Here is a 25,026-nt window from a genome sequence, read left to right on the forward strand (position 1 = left end):
CGGCGGCGTCGTGGCTGGTCGCGCAGTTCCCCGCGCCCCTATGGGGCGCTCCCGTGAGGGGCGCTCCTGTGAGGGGCGCTCCTGTGAGGGGCGCTCCTGTGAGGGGCGCTCCTGTGAGGGGCGCTCCCTTGTGGGGTGTAGTCCGTCCGGATGCGGGGAGTCGTATTCTCGATCACTCTGGAGGGACGCGAGCGAGAGGTGGGCGATCGTATGGATACCCCCGGGATCATCGGGCGGATCGACGAACTGGTGGCGGAGGAGCGGGAGTTGCGGGGGCGCGCCTCGGGGGATCCGGGTCTCGGTGCCGACGGGGCGGCCCGGTTGAAGGCCCTCGAAGTCCAGCTCGACCAGTGCTGGGACCTGCTGCGCCAACGCCGTGCCAAGTCGGAGTTCGGCGAGAACCCCGACGAGGCGGCAGTCCGGCCGCCCGGCGAGGTCGAGGGTTACCTCAGCTGACCGGAAGCCCGGACGGCACGCCGCACACGCCCCGCACGCCCCGCGCCGCCCGCCTCGCCCCGCCACCCTGGCTCCTCACCGGTCTGCGTCCGCTTCCGTCGCCCGGCACCCCCTGGGCCGCCCTGGTGCGGGCCTCGCTCGCGCTCGCGATTCCTCTTGCCGTCGGGCTGGCCGCCGGGCAGCCCGCGTACGGGGCGCTCGCCGCCATGGGCGGGCTCAGCGGTGTCATCGGCGACACCGCCGACGCGTACCGGATGCGGATCCTCAACATCGCCGTGCCGCAGCTCTTCGGCGCCGTCGGCGTCACCCTCGGGACGCTCGTGTACGGGCACGGCTGGGTGGCGGTCGCCGCCCTGACCGCCCTCGCCCTGATCTCCGGAATGATCTCCTCCGTCGGGGCGGTGGCCTCGGTCTCCGGCCTCCTGCTGATCCTCAACGCCGTCGTCGGCGCCGGCCTCCCGATGCCCGACCCCTGGTGGACGGCCCCGCTCCTGATGACCCTCGGCGGCCTCCTCGTCCTCCTCCTCACCCTGCTCGCCTGGCCGTGGCGCGGCGGCGCTCCCGAGCGCACGGCCGTCGCCGCGACGTACCGCGAAGTGGCCGCACTCCTCGAAGCGGCGGGCACCTCCGCCTACCCGGCCACCCGCCAGGACGTCTCCCGGTCCCTCAACGCCTCGTACGACCTGATCCTCGCCCGCCGCACCCGCGAACACGGCCGCCGCAGCCCCCTGGTCCGCGTACTCGCCCAGCTCAACGCCCTGATCCCGCTGATCGAGGCGGCCCCGGCAGCACACGTACAGGGGAAGCGGCTCCCGCCCGAAATCCCTTCTGCGGTACGGGTGCTGGCGGACGCGGTCGAGCGCGGCGAGCCGACCGCCGACCGCCGTACGGAGCACGCCGCGGAGCACGCCGCCGTGTCCGCCTGCCCCGCCCCCCGTACCCCCGCAGGCCACGCCGTCGACCACGCGCTGCGGCACGCGGCGACCGTCGTACTGGCCGAGGACCCGGACCCGTACAACATCGACGACCGGCTCGGCCGCCCCGCCGCCCTGCGCATCCGCGTCCGGCGCGCGCTGCGCAACGTGCTGCGTTCGGGCGCCTCCTGGCGGTACGGGCTGCGCCTCGCGGTCTGCATCGGGCTCGCCCAGTGCCTGGTCTCGCTCATCGAGGTGCCGCGCTCGTACTGGGTGACGCTCACCGTCGTCTTCGTCATGAAGCCGGACTTCGGCTCGGTGTTCTCGCGGGCCGTGCTGCGCGCGATCGGCACGGCGGTGGGCCTGGTTCTGGCCGCCGTGGTCCTCTCCGAGCTGAGCCGGGGCTGGTGGGACGTACCGGTGATGCTGGTGCTCGCGGCCCTGATCCCGCTCTTCTCGGTGCGTGGCTACGCCTACCAGACGGCCGCCATCACCCCGGTGATCCTCCTCCTCTCCGACCTCCTCAACCACCAGGGCTTCGGCCTCGTCCTGCCCCGCCTCTGGGACAGCCTCATCGGCTGCGCGATCACTCTCCTCGCGGGCTACCTGCTGTGGCCGGAAACCTGGCACACCAGGGTCGGGAGCCGCCTCGCGAAGGCGGTCCACGACACGGCGGACTACCTGGCCCTCGCCTTCGCCGACCCCCCGAACCCCGCGAACCGCACGCGCCGCACGCACGCCCGCCGCACCCTCTACAAGGACCTGATGACCATCCGCACCGAATTCCAGCGCGCCCTCACCGAGCCCCCGCCGATGGGCCGCAGCGCCGCCGCCTGGTGGCCGCTGGCCATCGCGGTGGAGCGCATCGTCGACGCGACGACGGCCGCCCGGGTGCGCGTGGACCACGGGGCACCGCCGCCGCCCGCCCCGGAGGTCGCCGCCCTCACCGCCCAACTCCGCGATCTGGCAGAGGGGTTGACCACCGCGGCCACTCCGCCTGCGGTACGTGAGGACCGCCCCGGCGCCACCGAACCCGCCGACTACCCCGAGGCCGGGGTCCTCGCCCCGCTCCACCAGGAGGTCCTGGCGGCGCGGGCGATCGCGACACCGGGAGCCTGACCCCGCACTCCCTGGGCCCGCACTCCCTGGGCCGCCCTCCGCCGTGGGGCCCTCACCGTGGGGCCCTCCGCCGTGAGGCCCTCCGCCGTGTGGCCCGTACGGGCGCTCCCCGGATGCGACCGGCCCGCCCCCTGCCCATGCTGGCCGGAACGGCGAAGGACGACAGGGCGCGGCGAAGGGTCGGCACACAGTGGCAGTACGGGCGCGGGTGCGAGTGCGGACGTGGGCGCTGGTCACGGCCCTGTCCCTCGCGCTCATCTCCTGCGGCGGCGAGGACAAGGACGGCGCCGGCGAGCCCGCCAAGTCCTCGGGGCCGCCCCCCGTACCCGCCCCCAAGGCGGACTGGCGGGACTGCCCCCTCACCGGCCAGCCCACCCGCGAGTGCACCACCCTCAAGGTCCCGGTCGACGCGGCGAAACCCGGTTCCGGCACCCTCGACCTGGCCGTCTCCCGCCTCCCCGCCACCGACCTCAAACGCCGTATCGGCGCGCTCGTGATGGACCCCGGCGGTCCGGGCCTGCCCGGCCTCTACACCACCGCGAACCTCCTCCCGCCGCAGATCCGCGCCCTGTTCGACGTCGTCGGCTTCGACCGGCGCGGGTCGGGCGCAAGCACGCCCTTCGACTGCGGGGAACCGGCGGGAGCGGTACAGAAACTCGAAGAGACGGATTTCGCGGACCTCACGAAGGCGGACGTGGTGGACCCGACCGCGGTCGAGAGGTCCGCCAAGGAATACATCACCAAGTGCCGTGCGAAATATGGTGAGTTGACGGCACACCTCGGCAGCCGCGACGTCGTCGCCGACCTAGAATCCATCCGGCTGGCCCTCGGCGAGGACAAGCTCAGCCTCCAGATGGTCAGTTACGGAACCCTGGTCGCCCAGGAGTACCTGCGCGAACACCCCGACCGGGTGCGCGCCACCGTCCTCGACGGCACCCTTGACCCGGCACTCACCGGCCTGGCGAAGGAACTCGCGGGCGCCGTCACTCTCGAAGAGGCGTCCGCCACCAGCGGCATGACCGAGGAGGAGAAGGCGGACGCGCAGCTGCGCGCGCGGACGGCCGGTTTCCGGTCCTGGTGCAGCGGGTCGGGCCCCGCAGAGTGCGCGATCGCCCCGAAGCCGGAGGAGGTCCTCAAGGCGGTCTCCGGCAAGACCCCCGACCTGCTGAAGGCCGCCGACGCGGTCATGGTCGTCCCCTCCGACTGGCCCGGCTTCAGCCGCGCCGTGGCGAAGGCGCAGGACGCTGCGGCGGGCGACAAGGCCGCGTACGCCGATCTGAAGTCGTACGCGGTCAAGGGGTTCCCGAAGGACGTCGCCGCCGCCCTCAAGAGCCCCGGGCACGGGGGCGGCTTCGACCAGGCCGTGCGCTGTCAGGACTACGCGTGGCCGGAGACGACCGCCGGTTTCCTCAAGGAGGTGACGGACACCGCGACGAGGACGGGCCTGAAGGACAACGCCGCGTACACCGCCTCGGTGTACGCGGTCTGCCCCTCCTGGCCGCGCTCCGGCACCCCGCTCGGCCCGATCGCCGCGAAGGCGGCCCCGAAGCCCCTGGTCCTCAACTCCGAGCACGACGTCCGCACCCCGCTCGCCGAGGCGAAAGCCGTCGCCGCACGCCTCCCGGCCAGCCTGGTCAGGGCCGCCGGCCAACTCCACGGCCTCGCCCAGTCGGGCAACCCGTGCGTGAACACGGCCGTACTGAACACCCTCGTCGAAGCCCGCACCCCGAAGGCCGGCACCTGCCCGGCGGCCTGACCCCGAGCCTGATCCCGAGCCCGCGCCGCGCCCGCCGGCCTGACCCCGAACCTCACTGCCTCACTTCCCCACTGCCTCACTGCCTCACTTCAGCAGCTCGTCCGCCCCCAGCCACAGGAACAGCACCCCGAGCAGTACGAAGCACCCGCTCACCCCGATCCCGAAGAGCTGCCCGAACAGCGGCGACCAGGCCCCGCCCTTCCCCATCACGGTGGCCGTCCCGGCCGGGTTCTTCCCCAGCCGGTACCGCACGGTCACGGCCTGCCCCCGCTCCATGAGGACCGCGTCCTCCTCGAACTCGCAGTACTGCCCGTCGGAGGTCGTGAAGCCGTACACGTGGTGGGTGAAGGTCCCCCCGTCACTCCCCTCGGTGCAGTACCGCCGCACGCAGGTCCCCTCGGCGGCCAGCCCCCCGAACATCGACCGGAGCCGCTCCACGAGCTGCCACACGAGCCACCCGCACAGCACTCCGAAGGTCGCCAGCAGGAACACCCCGAACCCAAGCATTTCCATGCCGGGCAGCGTAGGCGCCCACTGACCTGCACAAACGGTCAGGGTTCAGGGGCGCACACGCAGATCCGGCACGCGCGAGTCCAGCGGGATGCCTACCCTCGGGTGACCTACACCCCGATGTCGCGGCCGTCCTTGCGCCAGACCGAGACGACCGCCGGGCGGACCATCTTGCCGGGGCCGTCGGGCCAGGCCGAGCCCGGCTTTTCGGCGGTGGCGCCGTCGAGCTCGCCCGGGTGCTGGACCGCGACCAGGACGCGGCGGTCCTGGATCAGCGGGCCGCAGGTCTCGGCGCCCTTGGGGACGGTCAGGAACTGCTTCAGCTCGCCGCGGCGCTCACCTGCGGTGGCGACGCCGAACAGGCCGTCGTGGTTGCCGAGCTGGTTGCCGTCGGTGGAGATCCACAGGTTGCCGTGGGCGTCGAAGGCGACGTTGTCGGGGCAGGAGATCGGGGAGACCTTGTCCTTGGGGAAGCCCGCGAAGTACGTGGCGGGGTCCTTGGGGTCGCCCGCGACGAGGAAGAGGCGCCAGGAGAAGGAGTCGCCCGCCGGGTCGTCCCAGTGCTCGGCGAGCTCCAGGATCTGGCCGTGCTTGTTGAGGTTGCGCGGGTTGGCCTCGTCGGCGCCGGGCTTGCCGGGCTTGCCGCGGTCGGTGTTGTTGGTGAGGGCGACGTAGACGCGGCCCGTGCGCGGGGACGGCTCGACGTCCTCCGGGCGGTCCATCTTGGTGGCGCCGACCTTGTCGCCCGCGAGGCGCGTGAAGACGTACACCTCTTCGGCGCTCATGCCGGGGACGTGCGACTTGGTGCCGGTGGCGAGCGGGATCCAGGTGCCGGAGCCGTCGAACTCGCCGTCGTTCGGGAGCTTGCCCGTGCCGTCGATCTCGGCCGCCGGGGAGTCGCCGGTGAGCTTGGCGACGTACAGCGTGCCCTCGTCGAGGAGGGTGAGGTTGTGCTCGCGGGCGGCGCGCGAGTTGCCCTTCTTCATGCGCTTCGACGAGACGAACTTGTAGAGGTAGTCGAAGCGTTCGTCGTCGCCCATGTAGACGACCGGGCGGCCGTCGTCGGTCAGGCGGGGCTGCGCGGCCTCGTGCTTGAAGCGGCCGAGTGCGGTGCGCTTGCGGGGGGTCGAGTCCGGGTCGTACGGGTCGAGCTCGACGACCCAGCCGTGCCGGTGCGACTCCTGCGGCTCCTGCTTGACGTCGAAACGCTTGTCGAAGCGTTCCCACTTGCGCTCGGACGCGCCCTTCTGGATGCCGTAGCGCTTGTCGGTGGCGCTCGTGGCGTGGTCGGCGTTGGCGAAGTAGCCGTTGAAGTTCTCCTCGCCGTGGAGCGTGGTGCCCCAAGGGGTCGTACCGCCCGCGCAGTTGGCGAAGGTGCCGAAGACCTTGGTGCCGGTCGGGTCGGCGGACGTACGGAGGAACTTGCTGCCTGCCGCCGGGCCCGTCAGCTTCATCGGGGTGTTCACGGTGATGCGGCGGTTGAGGTGGTGGCGGGGGACCGCGGTGAGGCCCGCGCCGCGGCGGATCTCCTCGACCACGACGACGCCGAGGCCGTGCGCGGCCCAGGAGATCTCGACCTGGTCGCGGGTGGGGTTCTCCGGGTCGTAGCCCTTGAACATCAGGACTTCGTCCGTGTACTCGTGGTTGGCGACCAGGACCTGGCGGTCACCGCCCTCGCCCCGCAGGGGGAGGAGGGAGAGGAAGTCGTTGTTGTAGCCGAACTGGCCTGCCTGCGCCTTCGCCGTCTGCTTGTCCGGGTCGAAGGCGGGGGCGCCGCGCAGGATCGGGTCGCCCCAGCGGATGACGACGTTCTGCTCGTAGCCGGAGGGGATGCTGACCTTGTCGTCGGTGTTGGGGGCGACCGGCGTGAAGCGAAGGCCCTTGGCGCCGTCGGCCTTGGAGCCGCCGCCATTGCCCTTGCCGTTCCCGTTGCCGGGGCGGTGCTTCGCGGATTCCGCCGCGACCGCTTCGGACGTTCCGCCCATGGCGAGTGCGCCGCCCGCCGTCGCGGCAACCGTGACGACGGCTGCCGCCCGCATCATCGAGCGGCGGGACAGCGCCCCCGCGATGACGTCGCCGACGTACTCGTTGTCGCTGGTGTTCGGGACTTCCTGGAAGCAGGCGTCTCCGCAGCGGTAACGGCACGTCAGCGCGGAACGTCCGCCGGCGTGCGGCGACGGGTTGAGCAGCGGCAGCAGGTTGCGCACGTCGGTCCCCTCCAATGGGCGACCAGGCCGAATCTGTTTTCGGTTTGCCTGGCCGGATGTCTTTCGGCCGTGACACTAGGGCGCCCACAGGGCGCACCCGGGGCACGCCGGATGAACGAGGGGTGAAGTCCAGCCGACCGGAAGAACCACCGGCACCACGAGCATCTGCGGTACGGGGATCGGGGGCACGGGACCAGGGGTACGGGGTCAGCGCGCGGCGCCCACCAACGCCTGCCCCTCGGTCTGGTCCACAGCCTCCGTGACCGCGACCGGCTCGACCGGCTCGACCGGCCCGGCCAGCTTCTTCGGGTCCCGCATCATCGCGAAGGCCACGACCGCCGCCACCAGCACCCCCGCCGCGCTGATCAGGAACGTCGTCCCCATCCCGGAGGTGAAGGCGTCCCTGGCGGTCCTGGCGAGTGCACCGTCTCCGGTACGCGCCGCCAGCGCCAGGGCGTCGCTGAGGGAGTGCCGCGCGGCTGCCGGAGCGGTGTCCGGCATCGAGGCCGCGTACCCGGTGGCCAGGATCGAGCCGAGGGCGGCGACGCCCAGGGCCGCACCGGCCTGCTGGATCGTGTCGTTCAGCGCCGACCCCACACCTGCGTGCTCGGCCGGAATCGCACCCATCAGGGCGGTGATCGCAGCCGGCATGGCCAGACCCGCACCGGCCCCGATGGCGACCATGCCGGCCGCCAGCATCAGGTAGCTGTCACCGGGGTTGAGCGAGCCGAGGAGAACGAAGCCGCCGGCCAGGACGACCAGGCCGATCGCGGCCATCGCCCGGTTGCCGATCTTCTGACCGATGGTGGCGCCGATGGTGTTGAAGGCGAGGGCGGCGATCGCCATCGGGATGAAGGAAGAACCGGCCTCCGTCGGCGAGTAGCCGAGCACGAACTGCACGTACTGGGTGACGACCAGCAGCAGCCCGCCGTTGCCGACCTGTACGAGAGTGAGGGAGAGGCTCCCACCTGCGAAGTTGCGGTCGCGGAAGAGCCGCAGCGGGACCATCGGCTCGTCTGCCTTCAGCTCCCAGACGACGAAGGCGGCCAGGCCGAGTACGGCGACGGCGAGCGAGATCAGGGTGGAGGTGTGGGACAGACCGCCCTTCGGCAGCTCGTTGATCGTCCAGACCAGGGCCACCATGCCGACGACGGACAGCACCGCACCGATGGGGTCGGCCTTCTTCCAGGGCCCCTTGGACTCCGGCATCAGGAAGACCGCCGCGAGGATCGCGAGGACCACGACCGGCACGTTGATCAGGAAGACCGCACCCCAGGAGAAGTGGGTGACGAGCGCACCGCCGAGCACCGGACCGCCGATCAGCCCGAGCATCGAGACCGAACCCCACACCGCCATCGCCTTGCGCAGCTCGTCGGCGGCGAAGACGTTCATGAGGATGGACAGCGTGCTGGGCATGACCAGGGCGCCGCCCATCCCCATCACCGTACGTGCGGCGATGAGTTGGGCCGGGTCGGAGGCGAACGCCCCTGCCAGCGAGGCGAGTCCGAAGAGCCCGAGCCCGACGATCATCACGCGGCGCCTGCCGAACCTGTCGGAGAGGCTCCCCGAGGTGAGCAGAAGTCCGGCGAAGACCAGGATGTAACTCTCCAGCACCCACTGGATGTTCTGCGGACTGGCGCCCAAGTCCTCACTGAGGGCCGGGACTGCGACGGTGAGCGCCATGTTGTCGACGACCAGCACCAGGGTGGCCAGACACAGCACCATCAGGATGATCCAGCGACGCGGGTTGCGCGCCGAACTCGCTTTTTCTGCCGCTGACTTGAGCTCTTCCATGACCAACCTCCGTTGTGCGACGCCCCCTTGAGGGCGAGGCGTACGACGTGCTCTCGTTGCGCACACTGTACGCACTGCGCACGGTGTGCGCAACGAGTAAACGGTGTGCGCTACGGTGGATCGCAGAGAGATGCAGAGACATGCAGCGACGAAAGGGAGGCCCTGGTCATGGCGACGAGCGACAAGTCACCGCAGCCGATCGCGTCCGTGTGGACGCGCCCGCGCGCCAAGCAGCGGGAACAGCTGAGCCGGGAGCAGATCGTCGCCGAGGCGGTGCTCCTGCTGGACGCCGACGGCATCGAGTCCTTGAGCATGCGAAAGCTCGGCACCCGTCTGGGCGCCGGCGCGACATCCCTCTACCGGCATGTCGCCAACAAGGACGAGCTCATCGAACTGGTCGTGGACGAGATCTACGGAGAACTCGAAGTCCCCGCGGTGAGCGCGGAGCTGGACTGGCGGTCGGCCACCGTCCGCAGTGCGTACAGCGTGCGGTCAATGGCGATTCGCCACCCGTGGATGGCTTCGGTACTGGGTCAGGTGGGCCTTGTCCACCTGGGGCCGAACGTGATGCGCATGACGGAACGGCTGGCCGATGTCATCTCGTCGGCGGGGTTCGCCGGCGAGGAGGCCGACCTGGCCCTCAGCGCGGTCTTCTCGTACGTCATCGGGTACGCGACCAGCGAGGCCGCGCAACTTTCGTTGATCGCACGCAGTGGGTTGAGCGAACAGGAATGGATCGAGAGCCTGACCGACGCCTCGGCACAGGCCACGGAGAATCTTCCGAGACTGCGGGAGGGACGGGACAACTACCGGGGACGCACTCCCGACCAGATCCGGGGCGAGAAGTTCGACTACGGACTTCAACGCGTCCTGGACGGACTGGAGTTCAGACTCGGTTCACTTCGTACGGAGGATTAGCCGGCCGGTCCGGTCGTGCGGAGGACTGGCCCGTGCGGGTCGTGCGGGTCGTGCAGGTGATGCGGGTCGTTCAGCTCGTGCGGGTCGTGCGGGTCGTGCAGGTCATGCAGGTCATGCGAGTCGTTCAGCTCGTGCGGGTCGTGCAGGTCGTGCAGATGATGCGAGTCGTGCGGGTCGTGCAGGTCGTGCCGTACGGAGAGTTAGGCGGCCGTCTCGTAGTCGGCGCGGTCACCCTGTGCACGGACACCCTGCGCGCGGTCCAGCGCCGGGACCTGCCGTACCGACGGGGAGCCGCCGTGCGCCTCGGCCCGGATGCGCTGCTTCATCGTGGGCGGCACGGCACGCGTCGGCAGCTCCGCCGACCACCGCGCGGAGAGCGGCGCCCCGGCCGGCCGTTCCGCTCCGGGGAGGTGGCGCGCGCCGGCGGGAGCCGCCGACTGCTGCGCGTCGGAGGAGTTGTCCGCCGTGGCGGCCGGGGCAGTGGCGGCGGCCGGGGCGGCGAAGCCCAGCATCGCGAGGAGCGCGACAATCGCGCTGATCAGTGCGGTCCACATCGTCTTCATGGCACAGCTCCCTCGGGGAAGGTCGAATCCGGGATGTCCGGTTTTCGTACTTTCCTCATGATGCGGATGACGCACGAGATGGCACGGACCGCCACCCCGATTCGCTGTTCTTCGGACAAACGCCACCCGTGCGGAGCAATCGACGGCTAGAAACGTTGTCCAGGGGGCCGTGGAAGCCACTGCTCCGGCCGTGCCCGGGCGGCCGCTAACCTTACGTGTCACCCCTGGTCAGGGATCAGTCCCTCCAGTACGGACATACAACGCACCCCACTCACTCGAAAGGCCTCGCCCATGGGCATTCGGAGCTTGCTGCGCAAGGTGTTTGGCGGCCGAACGGAACAGCAGGACGAATCCTCGGCGGTGTCGTCGACGCCGTCGGTGCCGTCCCAGGCCGAGCGCACGCAGGGAGCCGTCGAGACGGCCGAAGCCCCGGAGAAGGCCTCGAACTCTGCTGCGGAGAAAGCGGGTTCTGCTTCTCTGGCGGCGGATCTGGTGGCCGAGGCGTTCGACAAGGCCAAGCAGAGGCCTGCGGAGCCCAAGGAAGAAGAGGCCCCCGCACCTGTCGTGTCCGCCGAGGGCCAGGTTCCGGCCCAGACGGACCGCGACTCGGCGCCCGAGGTAGCGGCGGCGCCGCTTCCCGCCCCGGAAGAAGTACTTGAGGAGCAGGAAGCCTCAACTCCCGTCATCCCGGAGCAGGTTGAACCCGAGAAGGCCGCGGCTGCCGCAGAGGAAGAGCCGGAGCCGGAAGCGCTCACCGCCGAGCCGGAGCCCGTTGTCGTCGCCGAGCCCGAGCCGGTCGCTGCCGCTGCCGAGCCCGAGCCCGAGCCCGTAATCGTCGCCGTCGAGCCCGAGGCCCTGCCCGCCGAGCCCGAGCCCGAGCCGGTCGCTGCCGCCGCCGAGCCCGAGCCCGAGCCCGAGCCGCAGGCCGTCACCGCCGCCTCCGTCGTCGAGCCCGCCGCCGCCCTCACCGCCGCCCAGGTCAAGGCTCGCGCGCCCAAGGTTTCCGCCGCTTACCGTGCCGCCGGGACCGTACTCAAGAAGGCGGAGCTGACCGGGGCGCGGGCCCGGGTGTACCTCGTGCTCGACCGGTCCGGGTCCATGCGTCCGTACTACAAGGACGGCAGCGCCCAGAAGCTCGGCGAGCAGGCGCTCGCGCTCTCCGCGCACCTCGGTGACAGCGGCGAGGTCCCGGTCGTCTTCTTCTCGACCGACATCGACGGGACGGGGACGGTCTCCCTCGACGACGTCGACGGGAAGATCGACGCGCTGCACGCCGGGCTCGGGCACATGGGGCGTACGAGCTACCACCGCGCGGTGGAGGAGATCGTCGACCACTACGAGAAGAACAGTGGCGAGTACGAAGGCCCCGCCCTCGTGATCTTCCAGACGGACGGCGCCCCGGAGGCCAAGGGTGCGGCGACCGCCGCGCTCGCCGAGGCCGCCCGGCTTCCCCTCTTCTGGCAGTTCGTCGCGTTCGGCGAGAACGACGCCAAGGGCTTCGACTATCTGCGCAAGCTCGACGTCCCGAACGCCGCCTTCTTCCACGCGGGCCCGGCCCCCGCCGACCTCACCGACGCCGCCCTCTACAAGGGGCTGCTCGCGGGTTCGGCGGAGTGGCTGAAGGGCTGACCCGTAGCAAGACAGAAGGCAGACAGAAGGCGAGGGCCGTCCCGGTCGGGGCGGCCCTCCGCTTATGCAGGTGAGGAGCCCGCCCCGTAACACTTAAGATTTCTGCATGGCGGCCACTGGAACCGAGAAGCAGGGGGCGGCGGCGTACTACGTCACGACCCCCATTTACTACGTCAACGACGCTCCTCACCTGGGCCACGCCTATACGACCGTCGCAGGCGACGTGCTCACGCGCTGGCACCGTCAGCGCGGCGAGAAGGTGTGGTACCTCACCGGCACGGACGAGCACGGTCAGAAGATCATGCGCACTGCCGAGGCGAACGGGGTCACGCCCCAGGAATGGTGCGACAAGCTCGTCGAAGAGGCTTGGAAGCCTCTCTGGGAGCACCTCAACATCGCGAACGACGACTTCATCCGGACGACGGAGAAGCGTCACACGGACCGCGTGCAGGAGTTCGTCCAGGATCTCTTCGACAAGAACGAGATCTACAAGGGCGGGTACGAGGGTCCGTACTGCGTGGGCTGCGAGGAGTACAAGCTCCCCGGGGATCTCATCGAGGCGGAGGACGGGACGAAGCTCTGTCCCATCCACAAGAAGCCCGTGGAGATCCTCAAGGAGGAGAACTACTTCTTCAAGCTGAGCGAGTACGGCCCGAAGCTGCTGGAGTTCTACGAGGCCAACCCGGGCTTCATCCAGCCGGAGTCCGCGCGCAACGAGGTCGTGAACTTCGTCAAGCAGGGGCTTCAGGACCTGTCGATCTCCCGGTCGACCTTCGACTGGGGCGTTCCGGTCCCGTGGGACGACAAGCACGTCATCTACGTCTGGGTCGACGCGCTGCTGAACTACGCGACGGCGGCCGGCTACGGCTCCGACGAGGAGAAGTTCAAGGCCGTTTTCCCCGCTGACGTGCACCTGGTCGGCAAGGACATCCTGCGCTTCCACGCGGTGATCTGGCCCGCGATGCTGATGGCGCAGGGCCTGCCGGTACCGGGGCGCGTCGCCGCCAACGGCTGGCTGATGGTCGGCGGCGAGAAGATGTCGAAGTCGAACCTGACCGGCATCAAGCCGCAGGACCTCACCTCGCACTTCGGCGTGGACGCCTACCGCTGGTACTTCCTGCGGGCGATCGCCTTCGGCAGCGACGGCTCGTTCTCGTGGGAGGACTTCACCGCCCGGTACACGAGTGAGCTGGCGAACGACTACGGCAACCTCGCCTCGCGCGTCGCCGCCATGGTCGGCAAGTACTTCGGCGGCACCCTGCCGGAGGCGACCGCCTCCGGCGACGCCGAGAAGGCCGTGCAGGAGGGCCTCGCGAAGGCCGTCGCCGAAGCGGACCGGCTGATCGGCGAGGAGCTGGACTTCCAGGCCGGCATCCTGGCGATCTTCGACTTCGTGAAGCAGGTCAACGGCTACATCACGGAGCAGGAGCCGTGGAAGGTCGCCAAGGACGACTCGGACGAGGGCCGGGCGCGTCTCGCGACGATCCTCTACACCTCCGCCGAGTCGCTGCGCGCCATGGCCGTACTGCTGAATTCGGTGATGCCGGAGACGTCCCAGAAGCTGTGGGAGTCGCTGGGCGCGGAGGCGGCCGGGCTCGGTGCGCTCGCGGACCAGAAGGTCCAGGACGCGGGCGTCTGGGGCCGGCTGCCGGTGGGCGCGACGGTGACGAAGGGTGCGGTGCTGTTCCCGCGCCTGGAGGAGAAGCCGGCCGCGTAGGCGTCACTCACGTCGTAGGCGGGGCCCGGGGTCGTGACGATCCCGGGCCCTTCGTCGTATGTACGGGCATGTCGGGCAGGCTCAAGTGGGCGCGCCCCACCGGGACTTGGCCCTACGGCGGTCTGGCAGACTCGCTCGCACCAGTAACTTGGGTCACAGCGGGGGGAACAGCACATGTGGGGTCGCGGGACCGTGCTCGGCGGCCGGTACACGCTGGGCGAGCGCATCGGCGGCGGTGCGATGGGCGAGGTCTGGCGGGCCGAGGACGGGGTGCTGGAGCGTTCCGTCGCCGTGAAGATCCTGCTGCCGAAGCTCCTGGAGGAGGCGCAGTTCGCGGCCCGGTTCCGGCGGGAGGCGAAGGTACTGGCCTCGCTCAGCCACCCGGGGATCGTCGACGTCCACGACTACGGCGAGCAGACCGGCGCGGAAGAGGGCGACGACCGCATCGCGTACATCGTGATGGAGCTGGTCGACGGGCAGCCGCTGGACGAGGTCCGTGAGGACGAGGGGCCGATGCCCGTGGGGCGTGCGCTCGGCATCGTCGCCGAGGCGCTCGACGCGCTGCACGCCGCACACCGGGGCGGGATCGTGCACCGGGACCTCAAGCCGTCGAACCTGATGCTGCGCGAGGACGGCCGGGTGACCGTCACCGACTTCGGCATCGCGCACAGCAAGGCCGCGTCCCGGCTGACCGCGTCGCACGCGGTGCTCGGGACCGCCCTGTACATCGCGCCGGAGCAGGCCGAGGGCATCGCGACCGTACCGGCTTCCGATCTGTACTCGATGGGCGTCGTGACGTACGAACTGCTCACCGGGGAGCCGCCGTTCACCGGCGAGACGGTCCTGGAAATCGTACTGAAGCACATCCGGGAGCCAGCGCCGGAACTGCCCGAATCCTTTCCCGAGGCGGTACGGGCGTTCGTCGCGCGGGCGATGGCGAAGCTGCCGGAGGACCGGTACGCGGACGCGGCGGTGATGGCGGCGGCGGCGCGGAGGGCGGCGGGAATCGCGGGGGAGACCTCGGGGGCCGATCTCGACCCTGCGCCTGCGCCTGCGCCTGTGCCTGTTCCTGCGCCTGTTCCTGCGCCTGCGGCTGTTCCCGCACCTGCGCCCGTGCCCGTGCCTGCGCCCGCTCCGGTTCCGGTTCCGGTTCTCGTGTCGGGGCCGGCTGCGACCGCTGTTCCGGCGCGGGCTGCGTGGTGGAAGCGACTGCCCAAGCCGGTGATCATCATCGTGCCCGTGGTGCTGGCGACGGCCACGGTGACCGTGCTCAACATCGCGCTGACGCCGGACAAGCGGGTCGCGGGGGCTCCCAGCCCGGGATCTTCTGCCTCCACTCCCGCCGGAAAGACCCCTGACGCCCTGCCTCCGGCGTCGCCGGCCGCGACCCCGAAAGCCTCGGCCACCCCCACCAAGCCCGCGAAGGACGGGGACGGCAAGGCCGAGGACAACGCCGCGAGCGGTGACGGCATCGGCAGCAGCAAGGGGAAGCCCGGTACGGGCGGCAAGGGCTCGGACAGCGGCACAGGTTCCGGCTCCGGCTCCGGTTCCGGCTCCGGCGGCTCCGTCCCCAAGCCGCCGCCGCCCGCCGCCGGCAAGCCCGCCAATTGCGGCGGTGACGGCTGGGGCGCGATCACCAACGTCGGCAGCGGCCGGAGGATAGGGCTCGCCGAGGCCTCGTCCACCAGCACCGGCGTCAAGGTCGTCTCGGGTGGCAACACCCAGCTGGGGTGGGTGCAGGGCGGGAACCAGTTCCCCGAGTTCCACGCCTGCAACCTGGCAGGGAACGCGATGGGCCTCAAGCAGGCCCCCGCCTACGACGAGAAGACGGGCGTCGTGCTCGCCGAGTCGAGCGGCTACTCCGGCTACGTCACCGGCTGGAAGACCACCGCGGCGGGCGGCGGCGCGCACCAGATCAACTACTACGTCGGCGACGGCTGTGTCACCGACGTCGGCGCGGGCCGCCAGCTGGCGGTCGAAGCCTGCACCCCGGGCAACAAGTCGCAGCTGTGGCGGCTGCCGTAGGGCCCGGCCCGGTTCACTCAGGAAGAAGGGCCCGGGAACCTTTCGGTTCCCGGGCCCTTCGTCCGTCCGCGCCGGGCTCAGCCGCCCTCTTCCGGCTCGGCCAGCCAGCTCGTCGGCTGCCCGGTCCGGGCCGCCACCGTCTCGAAGTCACGGTCGTAGTGGAGCAGTACGAGGCCGGAGAGTTCGGCCGTCGCGGCGACCAGGAGGTCCACCGGTCCTGCCGAGCGGTGCTCCCCGTTGTCGGTGAGGAGCTGCTGGACCTCGCGGGCGCGGACGTAGATGCCGTCGGGCATGGGCGTCCAGCTGAACAGACGCCGCAGCCGCTCCTGCTTGGCATACCGGTCTGCCCCGGAACGCGCGGAGTACAGCATCTCCAGCTCGGTCAGATCGCAGAGCGCGATCAGCCCGTTGTCCAGCGCCTGCCCCCAGCGTTCGTCGAACTCCTTGCTGGTGAGGAGCCGTACGGCAGCTGAGGTGTCAATGACGTACGCAACTGTCACCCGCGGTAGTTCCTCTTGTCCAGGAGGATGTCGAAGTCCCCGCGCGCGCCCATCTCCCTCAGCTCCGCCAGCGCTATGGCACGGCTGCGCCGCTTGGCCACCTCCAGCAGGGCGGTGTTCACCGTGTCCTTCTTGGTCTTGGTGCCGAGCAGCTCCGCCGCCTCGGCCAGCGCCTCGTCATCGACCTCTATCAGCAGCTTCGACATGACGACCTCTTTCTATAGACGCGACGGATTCAGCTTATATACCCACGTCCGGGTCGTCCAGAAATGTGTCAACAACAAAGCCCCTGGTCACTCCGGAGAGTGACCAGGGGCTCGGCGTGCGGCTACTGCTGACCGACTACTTCTCGACCGGCTTGCGCAGCTGGATGTTCAGCTCGCGCAGGCGGGTCTCGTCGAGGACGGTCGGGGCGCCCATCATGAGGTCCTGGGCGTTGCCGTTCAGCGGGAAGGCGATGGTCTCGCGGATGTTGGGCTCGTCGGCGAGGAGCATCACGATGCGGTCGACGCCCGGGGCGATGCCGCCGTGCGGCGGGGCGCCGAGGCGGAAGGCGCGCAGCATGCCCGCGAACTCGTGCTCGACGGTCTCGCGGTCGTAACCGGCGATCTCGAAGGCCTTGAGCATCAGCTCGGGCTCGTGGTTGCGGATCGCGCCGGAGGACAGCTCGATGCCGTTGCAGACGATGTCGTACTGGAAGGCCAGGATGTCGAGCGGGTCCTTCTCCTCCAGGTCGGCCAGGCCGCCCTGGGGCATCGAGAAGGGGTTGTGCGAGAAGTCGATCTTGCCGGTCTCCTCGTCCTTCTCGTACATCGGGAAGTCGACGATCCAGCAGAACCGGAAGACGCCCTCCTCGAAGTGCCCGGCGCGCTTGGCGGCCTCGACGCGCACCGCCGACATGATCTTGGAGACCTCGTCGAACTCGCCCGCGCCGAAGAAGATCGCGTGGCCGGGAAGAAGGGAGAGGCGGTCGGTGAGCGCCTTGACGTCTTCCTCGGTGAGGAACTTGGCGATCGGGCCCGCCAGCTGGCCGTCCTCGCCGACGCGGACCCAGGCCAGGCCCTTCGCGCCGTGCTCGACCGCGTAGTCGCCCAGGCCGTCGAAGAACTTGCGGGACTGACCGGCCGTGTCCGGGACGGGCAGCGCGCGCACGTGCTTGCCGGCGAACGCCTTGAAGCCGGACTCGGCGAAGACGTCCGTGACGTCGACCAGTTCGAGCTTGGCGCGCAGGTCGGGCTTGTCGTTGCCGTACTTCAGCATCGACTCGCGGAACGGGATGCGCGGGAAGGGGGAGGTGACCTCGCGGCCGTTGCCGAACTCGGTGAAGAGCTCGGTCATCAGCTTCTCGATCGGCTGGAAGACGTCTTCCTGCTCGACGAAGCTCATCTCGACGTCGAGCTGGTAGAACTCGCCCGGCGAGCGGTCCGCGCGGGCGTCCTCGTCGCGGAAGCACGGCGCGATCTGGAAGTAGCGGTCGAAGCCCGAGATCATCAGCAGCTGCTTGAACTGCTGCGGGGCCTGCGGCAGGGCGTAGAACTTGCCCGGGTTCAGACGGGAGGGGACCACGAAGTCGCGGGCGCCCTCGGGGGAGGTCGCCGTCAGGATCGGGGTCGCCATCTCGTTGAAGCCCAGCGCCACCATCTTCGAGCGGATCGAGGCGATGACGGACGAGCGCAGCATGATGTTGCGGTGCATGCGCTCGCGGCGCAGGTCGAGGAAGCGGTACTCCAGGCGCCGCTCCTCGTTGACGCCGTCGTCGGCGTTGATCGTGAAGGGGAGCGGGTTCGCGGCGCCCAGCACCTCGACCTCACTCACCTCGATCTCGACCTCGCCGGTGGGCAGCTCCGGGTTCACGTTGTCCGCGCCACGGGCGGAGACCTTGCCGTCGATACGTACGACGGTCTCCTTGGTCAGCTTCGCGAGGGCCTCGTTGGCGGGGGTGCCGGGGCGGGCGACGAGCTGGACCAGACCGTAGTGGTCACGCAGATCGATGAAGAGGATGCCGCCCAGGTCTCGGCGATTGTGCAGCCAGCCGCTCAGCCGGACGTCGGCGCCGACGTCGGTGGCGCGGAGCTCGCCGCACGTGTGGGACCTGTACCGATGCTGCATCGTTCATCCAATTCTTCGCGAGATTCTTCGCGAGACAGGCGGGAATCAACTTCGGTCAAGGTTACCGGGCGTGCGCACCCCATTTTTCGGGGCCGGGGCGCGCGACTGTTTCACGTGAAACGGTGCGTCTTCGCCCCGAGCGGCCGTCCCCCGCGCGACCTGGAAGGATGTGCCCATGCGCACCGAGGACGTGCTGGCCGCGATCGACACGGGCCTGTGGCGGTGGGACAACGCCTCCGGGACCGTTGCCTTCGACGCCGAGGCGGCCCGCCTTGTCGGCCTGCCCGCCGAGGAAGTCACGCTCACCGAGTCCGCCGTACGGGCCCACTTCCACCCCGTCGACTGGAACGAGATAGACGGCGTCGTCGCCCTCGCCGTCGCCGAGGGCACCGTCGCCGAGGCCCGGCTGCGGGTCATGTCGAAGGACGGGCGCCAGGTTCTCCGTACGGTACGCAGCCGGTCGAAGCCCTTCACCACGGAGAGCGGCGACTACCAGCTCATCGGCACCATCCAGGAGGTCGCCGAGCCCCCGCCCGGCACCGCCGCCCGCACCCCCGTGACCGGCGACTGGCGGCGCTCTCGCGAGGCGTTCCTGCTGGACGCGGGGCGGGCGCTGGCGGAGGCGCGGTCCACGGCGGAGGTACTGCGGGTGGCGGCCTCGCTGTCGATGCCCGGGTTCTCGCCCGAGGGGCTCGCGGTGTTCGGGGTGGCGGGGGACCGGCTGACGACGATCGGGCACCACGGGCACAACCCGGGCGACGAGGACCCGTTCCGGGACATGCCGCTGGACACGGACTATCCGGCGGCCGAGGTCGTCAGGACCGGGCGGGCCATCTATCTGCCGACGCCGGAGGAGTACCGGAGCCGGTTCCCGGCGACCTGGCCGATGGCCGAACCGTTCGGGCGCAGGTCGTGGGCGTATCTGCCGCTGATCGTGGCGGGGCGGACGATGGGCGCGTGGATGGCGGGGTTCGCTCATCCGGTGGCTTTCACTCCCGACGAGCGGTCGGTGCTGACGACGGTCGCGCGGATGCTGGCGCAGGCGCTCGCGCGGGCCGGGGTCGAGGAGTCGGAGCGGGCCCTCTCGGCGGGGCTGCAGCGTTCCATGATGCCGACGCTGGGGCCCGCCATCCCCGGCATGACGGTGGCCGCGCGGTATGTACCGACCGGTGGCGGGCTCCAGGTCGGCGGCGACTGGTACGACATGATTCCGCTGCCGTCCGGGCGGGTGGCGCTGGTCATCGGCGACGTACAGGGGCACGACGTGCGGGCGGCCGGGCTGATGGGGCAGCTGCGGATCGCGCTGCGCGCGTACGCGTCCGAGGGGCACCGGCCGGATGCGGTGCTCTCCCGCGCCTCCCGCTTCCTGCACGGCATCACCGACACGTACTCCCCCGACGACCACTCCAGCCCGCGCTTCGCGACCTGTCTGTATCTGGAGGTCGACCCGGTGGACGGGACCGTGGAGCTGGCGCGGGCCGGCCACCCGGAGCCCGCCGTGCGGATGCCGGACGGCACTGTTCTCGTACGGACGACGGCGGGCGGGCTGCCGCTGGGCATCGATGCGGACACCGACTACCCGACGACGAGGCTCGCCCTGGAACCCGGCGAAACACTCATGCTCTGCACGGACGGGCTGATCGAGACGGGCGGCCACGACCTTGACTCCGGCTGGGCCAGGCTCCGTACGATCCTGGAGAGCCACCCGGAGCCGGATCTGGAGACGCTTGCCGACGCCCTCGTACAGGCGGTGCACGGGCCCCCTTCGCACCACACCACCGGCCCGCTGTCCGACCGCCGCGAGGACGACATCGCACTGCTGCTGCTGAGCCGGGACGGAGTGAGTGCGACCGCTGCCGCGTCGTCGGTACGGTCCACCGCGGTGACCGTCGCGCAGGCCGAGCCCGAGCGCATCGCCGGCACCCGCCGCCAGCTGCGCGAGCTGCTGCACGACTGGGCCGACGAGGACCAGGTCGACTCGGCGGTGCTGATGGTCTCCGAGATGGTGACCAATGTGCTCGTCCACACGGACGGCGACGCCCTGCTGACGGCCCGCGCGACCGGGATCGTCGGCACCCGGCGGCTCCGGGTCGAGGTCACCGACGCCAGCGACGAGCTGCCGCACAAGCGGCGCCCCGGCGAGATGGCGTCCTCGGGGCGCGGGCTGCTGCTGATGGAGATGCTCGCGCACAAGTGGGGGGTGGACCCGCGCGGCGAGGGCAAGTCGATCTGGTTCGAGCTCTACGAGGATGCGCCGCCGGTGTCGTACGAAGGCGTGTGAGTCCGCGCCGGGTCCGGTGAGGGCGAGTAGTTCTTCCGGATCTCGGAGAAGACGCCGAACGCGGCGGCCGTCAGCGGCACCGCGAGCAGCATGCCGATGATCCCGGCGACCGATGCCCCCGCGGTGATGGCCAGCATCACCACCGCCGGGTGCATCTGGACCGTACGGCTCTGGATCATCGGCTGCAGGATGTGCCCCTCCAGGACCTGCACCGCGAGGACGACGCCGAGCGCCCACAGGGCGATCACCGCGCCCCGGTCGGCGAGCGCGACGAGGATGGCGACGGCGCCGGAGAGGAACGCACCCAGGTAGGGGATGTACGCGCCGACGAACACGAGCGCACCGAGTCCGACCGCGCCAGGGACGCGCAGGATCAGCAGGCCGACGGTGATGCAGAGGGCGTCGATGAGCGCGATGAACGTCGTGCCGCGCATGAACCCCTCCACCGCTTCGAAGGCGCGGCGGGCCATCGCCTCGGCCATGTCGCCCGTGTCGCGGGGCGCGAAGGCGCGCAGGGAGGCCACCGCACGGTCGGAGTCTCGCAGGAAGAAGAAGATCAGCAGCATCGCGAGGACCGCCGTCGCGACGATCTCGCCGACGATGCCGAGCCCGGCGAGCACCCCGGACGCGGCGGTCCCGCCGAACTTGGCGAGCAGGTCCTGCGCCTTGTCGCCGAGGTCGCCGAGGGTGGTGCCCTCGCCGCCGAAGCGTTCGACGAGGTCGGTGGCGGCGCGCTGCACGGACGAAACGATCTGCTCGCCGCTGTCGATGAGGGCGCTGACCACGATCCAGGACGCCCCGCCGACGACGGCGACGACGGCCGCGCAGGTCAGGCCGGCGGCCAGCGACTTGTTCACCTTCATCTTGACGAGCCGGCGGTAGAGCGGCCCGAGCAGCGCCGTCCCGAGCAGCGCGAGCAGGACGGGCGTCACGGCGGTCTTGAACGTGATGCACCACCAGATCGCCACGGCCACGACCCCGGCCACGAGCAACACCACACCGCACCAGGCCGCGAGACGACGGGCGGGGAGGGGGAGGAGGGGCTTGGGGGGCGTGGGGGGCGTGGGGGACATGGGGCCAGGGGAGCATGGCGTCCGGGGGGACGCGCGGCGGCGAGAGCCGGACGAGGTACGTGCGGGTGCGTGCGGGTGCGTCGTGGCTGGTCGCGCAGTTCCCCGCGCCCCTAAATGCCTGCCCCTTGCCCCCTAGCCTCCTGGGCAGCGGGGCCAGGTAGGCAAGGGCTGAAGTCGCCTACATTCCGTGCACCGCCGGCACCCGTCCCAGCCTTCCCGCCTGAAAGTCCTCGAACGCCTTGCGGAGTTCTTCCTGGCTGTTCATGACGAACGGGCCGTAGTGCGCCATCGGTTCGCGGATCGGGCGGCCGCCCAGGAGTACGACTTCCAGGTCGGGGGTGTGGGCGTCCTGGGATTCGTCCGCGCGGACCGTCAGCGAGCCTCCGTCGCCGAAGACCGCCGTCTGGCCGACGTGGACCGGGCGGCGGTCCGTGCCCACCGAGCCGCGGCCGGCCAGCACGTACGCCAGGCCGTTGAAGTCGGAGCGCCAGGGGAGTGTCACCTCGGCACCCGGGCGGATCGTCGCGTGGATCATCGTGATGGGGGTGTGGGTGATGCCGGGGCCCTCGTGCCCGTCCAGTTCGCCCGCGATGACGCGGAGGAGGGCTCCGCCGTCGGGGGAGGCCAGGAGCTGGACCTGGCCGCCGCGGATGTCCTGGTAGCGGGGGTTCATCATCTTGTCGGCGGCGGGCAGGTTCACCCACAGTTGCAGGCCGTGGAAGAGGCCGCCGGACTGGACGAGGGACTCCGGCGGCGCCTCGATGTGGAGCAGGCCGGAGCCGGCCGTCATCCACTGGGTGTCGCCGTTCTGGATGGTGCCGCCGCCACCGTTGCTGTCCTGGTGGATGAAGCTGCCGTCGATCAGGTACGTCACCGTCTCGAAGCCGCGGTGCGGGTGCCAGGGGGTGCCCTTCGGCTCCCCTGCGGCGTACTCCACCTCGCCCATCTGGTCCATCATGATGAACGGGTCGAGGTACTGGTAGTTGATGCCCGCGAACGCGCGGCGCACCGGGAAGCCCTCCCCCTCGAAGCCGCTCGGCGCCGTCGTGACGGCGAGCACGGGTCGGGCCACGGCGTCCGCCGGAGCGGACACCCTCGGCAGGGTCAGCGGGTTTTCGACGGTCACTGCGGGCATCTTGAGCCACCTCCAGGCGGGATGTTCAACATTCAACTTAGTTGAAGACTGAACATCCTGCAAGGAGAGCCGCTCCGAGGGGCCCGAAGGGCAAGGGGCCGGGGGTGTCAGCCGTACATGCGGCGCATCGCGAAGTCGACCATCTGCTCCACAGCCTTCGCGTCGAACACCATCCGGTGCTCACCCTCCATGTCGAGCACGAAGCCGTAGCCGGTGGGGAGGAGGTCGATGACCTCGGCGCCCGTGATCACGAAGTACTTGGACTCCTTGCCCGCGTACCTGCGCAGCTCCTTGAGCGTGGTGAACATCGGGATCACCGGGTGCTGCGTGTTGTGCAGCGCCAGGAACCCGGGGCCGTCCCCGCGCGGGCAGTAGACCTTCGACGAGGCGAAGATCTGCTGGAAGTCCTCCGCGGACAGCGTCCCGGTGGTGAAGGCCCGCACCCCGTCGGCCAGCGACGGCGGCGACGGCTCGGGGTACAGCGGCTGCTCCGCATACGCCTGCTGCTGGGGCGGCGGCTGCGGCGGGGCGTAACCCTGCTGGGCTCCCCCCGGCGGGGCGTAGCCCTGCTGTGCGCCCGGATTCTGCTCGTAGCCATACATGCGGCCAAGAGTACTGATGCCACCCCGCCGGCTGTACGGTCGTCAGCCCTGCCCGACCGCGCGCAGGCCCCGTACACAGGCCGCCGTCACCGGGACCAGCACCTCCTCCACCGGAACGGGTTCCTCCGCCGAAGCCGAACCCTGCGCCAGCGCCTCGATCTCGCCGCCGAACGCCCCGAAGGAGCCGTCCGGTTGCTGCTGCGCGAGCAGGAAGTCCACCGCCCGCAGGACCGTCGGATCGTCGCGGCCGCGCAGGGCCACCACCGCACGCAGCAGCTCCGGGCCGAACACCAGGTCGTAGCAGCGCAGCGCGGCGACCAGCACCGCCGGCAGCGTTCCGGCCAGCTCCGCACGCACCTCGGCGGGCAGCCGGTCGGCCGCCTCCGCCGCCCGGCAGGCCTCCTCAAGACGCGCACGGTCGGCCCGCAGCAGGGACGAAGGCGGGCCTGGGCGGTAAGGGGCGGGAGGTTGCTGGACGGCCGGGGCGGCGGTGCAGTCGTGCAGGGCTCGTTCCGCCGTACGGAACAGCTCGCCGGCCGGGTCCAGCCGGTCCAGCGCACCGCGCAGCCAGTCCGCCGCCAGGGCGAGCGCCCGTTCGGTCGCCTCCGCCGTGGTCGGTGCGGTGACAGTCGTCGTGGTCATCGGGCGGCTCCGTTCCGTGCGTCGGGGCGGCCCTGCCCGTACAGGCGGTCGGCCAGGGTCATCGCGACGACCAGGGTGGTGTGGTAGCTGCGGGCGAAGGCGTAGTCGGCGCGGCGTTCGGCGGGCAGCGCCTCGTGCATCCGGGGGTCGAAGTGCGGACCCGGCATCGAACCGTCGGCGTGCTGCGCGAGCAGCAGGCACTCCAGGGCGTACTGGTCGCGGGGGGTGTGCTCCGCGCCCAGGGTCGGGCGGCAGAGCAGGAGTTCCGCGATCAGGTCCCAGTTGCCGAAGCAGAGGTACAGGTCGAGGAGGGTGTCCACCGCGTGCACGCAGTCGGCGTGCTGCGCCTCGTCCAGGCTGTGCAGGGGGATCAGTCCCATGTCGCTGAGGTAGTAGACGACATGGGTGACGGCGTACGCCTCCACCTCCGTGACGTACAGCGGGTCGAGCGGGGCGGCGAGGACGTCGGCCTCGTAGAGGGTGCGGTGGTCGGGCAGCCGGTGGGTGACACCGGCGAGGTCCAGTACGTAGCGCAGTTCCAGCACCCCGTGCGGGGGGTGGGTGGGGTTGTGCAGGTCGGCGTGGCCCCGGTCCACGAGGTGCTGCAGCGCGTCCCGTTCGGCGGCGGGGAGCCTGCCGGTGTCCAGGAGGCAGGCGACGAGCCAGGCGTAGTACTGGAAGTACGGGGTGGCCCGCAGCATGCGGTGCCGGAAGCCGCCGCGCAGGAACGCCTCCGCCGCACCGTCCAGGCAGCGGCCGACCCGGGCCGCGAGGGGCGCCGGCAGGTCCTGGTGGTACAACTGCCGCAGTACGACGACGAGTTCGAGCAGCGCACTGCCCGGAGGACCGGGCCGCGCCCGGCCGTCGGCGGCCGGGTCGAACCGCGGAAGCGCCCCCTCCACCCAACCCAGCGCCCGCTCCAACGCATCACCCGCACCGGGCACCTGATGAGTGGGCGCCGGCGCCTGCGGCCCGTGCCATCCGGGCAGAACCGCCCGCACCCGGGGAGAGAGAGCAACGGGGTACGACACGGATACCTCCTGTGAGTAAAACCGCTCCAACGTTCCATGAGCACA

The 25,026-nt window shown here is 70.7% G+C and carries 20 protein-coding genes; 8 read left to right on the forward strand and 12 right to left on the reverse strand.

Annotated elements, in window-relative coordinates; genetic code table 11:
• The first annotated feature begins 210 nt into the window (after positions 1-210).
• The 3 genes from AB0D18_RS04745 (at position 211) to AB0D18_RS04755 (ending at position 4,245) form a co-directional block, all read left to right on the forward strand.
• Positions 211-456, forward strand: a complete 246-nt coding sequence (locus AB0D18_RS04745; protein ID WP_362412768.1) for a DUF2630 family protein — start codon at positions 211-213, stop codon at positions 454-456.
• An 83-nt stretch (positions 457-539) separates the two neighbouring features.
• On the forward strand, positions 540-2,489 hold the full coding sequence (locus AB0D18_RS04750) for an FUSC family protein (RefSeq protein WP_362413421.1): 1,950 nt from the start codon (positions 540-542) through the stop codon (positions 2,487-2,489).
• Positions 2,490-2,679: 190 nt separating this feature from the next.
• Positions 2,680-4,245: an alpha/beta fold hydrolase gene (locus tag AB0D18_RS04755; protein ID WP_362412771.1), complete on the forward strand. Its 1,566-nt coding sequence runs from the start codon at positions 2,680-2,682 to the stop codon at positions 4,243-4,245.
• An 84-nt stretch (positions 4,246-4,329) separates the two neighbouring features.
• Here the strand turns inward: AB0D18_RS04755 and AB0D18_RS04760 are convergent, their stop codons facing one another.
• The 3 genes from AB0D18_RS04760 to AB0D18_RS04770 form a co-directional block, all read right to left on the reverse strand.
• The gene (locus tag AB0D18_RS04760; RefSeq protein ID WP_362412774.1) at positions 4,330-4,758 is read right to left on the reverse strand and encodes a DUF3592 domain-containing protein; all 429 of its coding nucleotides are present in this window, start codon (positions 4,756-4,758) and stop codon (positions 4,330-4,332) included.
• A gap of 107 nt (positions 4,759-4,865) precedes the next feature.
• Positions 4,866-6,962, reverse strand: coding sequence for a PhoX family phosphatase (locus AB0D18_RS04765; protein ID WP_362412777.1), 2,097 nt, complete (start codon positions 6,960-6,962; stop codon positions 4,866-4,868).
• Between the two features lie 207 nt (positions 6,963-7,169).
• Positions 7,170-8,756: an MFS transporter gene (locus tag AB0D18_RS04770; protein ID WP_362412780.1), complete on the reverse strand. Its 1,587-nt coding sequence runs from the start codon at positions 8,754-8,756 to the stop codon at positions 7,170-7,172.
• A 168-nt stretch (positions 8,757-8,924) separates the two neighbouring features.
• On the opposite strand from AB0D18_RS04770, the gene AB0D18_RS04775 reads away from it, so the two are divergent.
• Positions 8,925-9,674, forward strand: coding sequence for a TetR/AcrR family transcriptional regulator C-terminal domain-containing protein (locus tag AB0D18_RS04775; RefSeq protein ID WP_362412783.1), 750 nt, complete (start codon positions 8,925-8,927; stop codon positions 9,672-9,674).
• A 200-nt stretch (positions 9,675-9,874) separates the two neighbouring features.
• On the opposite strand, the gene AB0D18_RS04780 is transcribed toward AB0D18_RS04775, so the two are convergent.
• A complete protein-coding gene (locus AB0D18_RS04780; protein WP_362412786.1) occupies positions 9,875-10,237 on the reverse strand; it encodes a DUF6344 domain-containing protein in 363 nt (120 codons plus the stop codon).
• A 291-nt stretch (positions 10,238-10,528) separates the two neighbouring features.
• Between AB0D18_RS04780 and AB0D18_RS04785 the strand changes: the two genes are divergently transcribed.
• The 3 genes from AB0D18_RS04785 to AB0D18_RS04795 all read left to right on the forward strand — a co-directional run bounded on the left by AB0D18_RS04785 (position 10,529) and on the right by AB0D18_RS04795 (position 15,608).
• A complete protein-coding gene (locus AB0D18_RS04785) occupies positions 10,529-11,866 on the forward strand; it encodes a VWA domain-containing protein (protein ID WP_362412789.1) in 1,338 nt (445 codons plus the stop codon).
• Positions 11,867-11,972: 106 nt separating this feature from the next.
• Positions 11,973-13,583: a methionine--tRNA ligase gene (metG, locus tag AB0D18_RS04790; protein ID WP_362412792.1), complete on the forward strand. Its 1,611-nt coding sequence runs from the start codon at positions 11,973-11,975 to the stop codon at positions 13,581-13,583.
• A 174-nt stretch (positions 13,584-13,757) separates the two neighbouring features.
• Positions 13,758-15,608: a serine/threonine-protein kinase gene (locus tag AB0D18_RS04795; RefSeq protein ID WP_362412795.1), complete on the forward strand. Its 1,851-nt coding sequence runs from the start codon at positions 13,758-13,760 to the stop codon at positions 15,606-15,608.
• A gap of 77 nt (positions 15,609-15,685) precedes the next feature.
• Here the strand turns inward: AB0D18_RS04795 and AB0D18_RS04800 are convergent, their stop codons facing one another.
• From AB0D18_RS04800 to aspS, 3 genes are all read right to left on the reverse strand, one after another.
• The gene (locus tag AB0D18_RS04800; RefSeq protein ID WP_362412798.1) at positions 15,686-16,108 is read right to left on the reverse strand and encodes a PIN domain nuclease; all 423 of its coding nucleotides are present in this window, start codon (positions 16,106-16,108) and stop codon (positions 15,686-15,688) included.
• Positions 16,105-16,314, reverse strand: a complete 210-nt coding sequence (locus tag AB0D18_RS04805; protein WP_362412801.1) for a type II toxin-antitoxin system VapB family antitoxin — start codon at positions 16,312-16,314, stop codon at positions 16,105-16,107. The genes AB0D18_RS04800 and AB0D18_RS04805 overlap by 4 nt, the downstream gene beginning before the upstream one ends.
• A gap of 136 nt (positions 16,315-16,450) precedes the next feature.
• A complete protein-coding gene (gene aspS / locus AB0D18_RS04810; protein WP_362412803.1) occupies positions 16,451-18,217 on the reverse strand; it encodes an aspartate--tRNA ligase in 1,767 nt (588 codons plus the stop codon).
• A 175-nt stretch (positions 18,218-18,392) separates the two neighbouring features.
• On the opposite strand from aspS, the gene AB0D18_RS04815 reads away from it, so the two are divergent.
• Positions 18,393-20,498, forward strand: coding sequence for a SpoIIE family protein phosphatase (locus tag AB0D18_RS04815; protein WP_362412806.1), 2,106 nt, complete (start codon positions 18,393-18,395; stop codon positions 20,496-20,498).
• On the opposite strand, the gene AB0D18_RS04820 is transcribed toward AB0D18_RS04815, so the two are convergent.
• The 5 genes from AB0D18_RS04820 to AB0D18_RS04840 all read right to left on the reverse strand — a co-directional run bounded on the left by AB0D18_RS04820 (position 20,459) and on the right by AB0D18_RS04840 (position 24,981).
• Positions 20,459-21,571, reverse strand: coding sequence for an AI-2E family transporter (locus tag AB0D18_RS04820; RefSeq protein WP_362412809.1), 1,113 nt, complete (start codon positions 21,569-21,571; stop codon positions 20,459-20,461). The genes AB0D18_RS04815 and AB0D18_RS04820 overlap by 40 nt on opposite strands.
• A gap of 178 nt (positions 21,572-21,749) precedes the next feature.
• Complete coding sequence (locus AB0D18_RS04825) at positions 21,750-22,706, reverse strand: pirin family protein (RefSeq protein ID WP_362412812.1); 957 nt, start codon at positions 22,704-22,706, stop codon at positions 21,750-21,752.
• A 107-nt stretch (positions 22,707-22,813) separates the two neighbouring features.
• Complete coding sequence (locus AB0D18_RS04830; RefSeq protein ID WP_362412815.1) at positions 22,814-23,308, reverse strand: SseB family protein; 495 nt, start codon at positions 23,306-23,308, stop codon at positions 22,814-22,816.
• Between the two features lie 42 nt (positions 23,309-23,350).
• Complete coding sequence (locus AB0D18_RS04835; RefSeq protein ID WP_362412818.1) at positions 23,351-23,950, reverse strand: hypothetical protein; 600 nt, start codon at positions 23,948-23,950, stop codon at positions 23,351-23,353.
• Positions 23,947-24,981, reverse strand: a complete 1,035-nt coding sequence (locus tag AB0D18_RS04840) for a hypothetical protein (protein WP_362412821.1) — start codon at positions 24,979-24,981, stop codon at positions 23,947-23,949. The genes AB0D18_RS04835 and AB0D18_RS04840 overlap by 4 nt, the downstream gene beginning before the upstream one ends.
• Positions 24,982-25,026: the final 45 nt, after the last annotated feature.

The organism is Streptomyces sp. NPDC048442 (assembly GCF_040651475.1).
GTDB lineage: Bacteria > Actinomycetota > Actinomycetes > Streptomycetales > Streptomycetaceae > Streptomyces.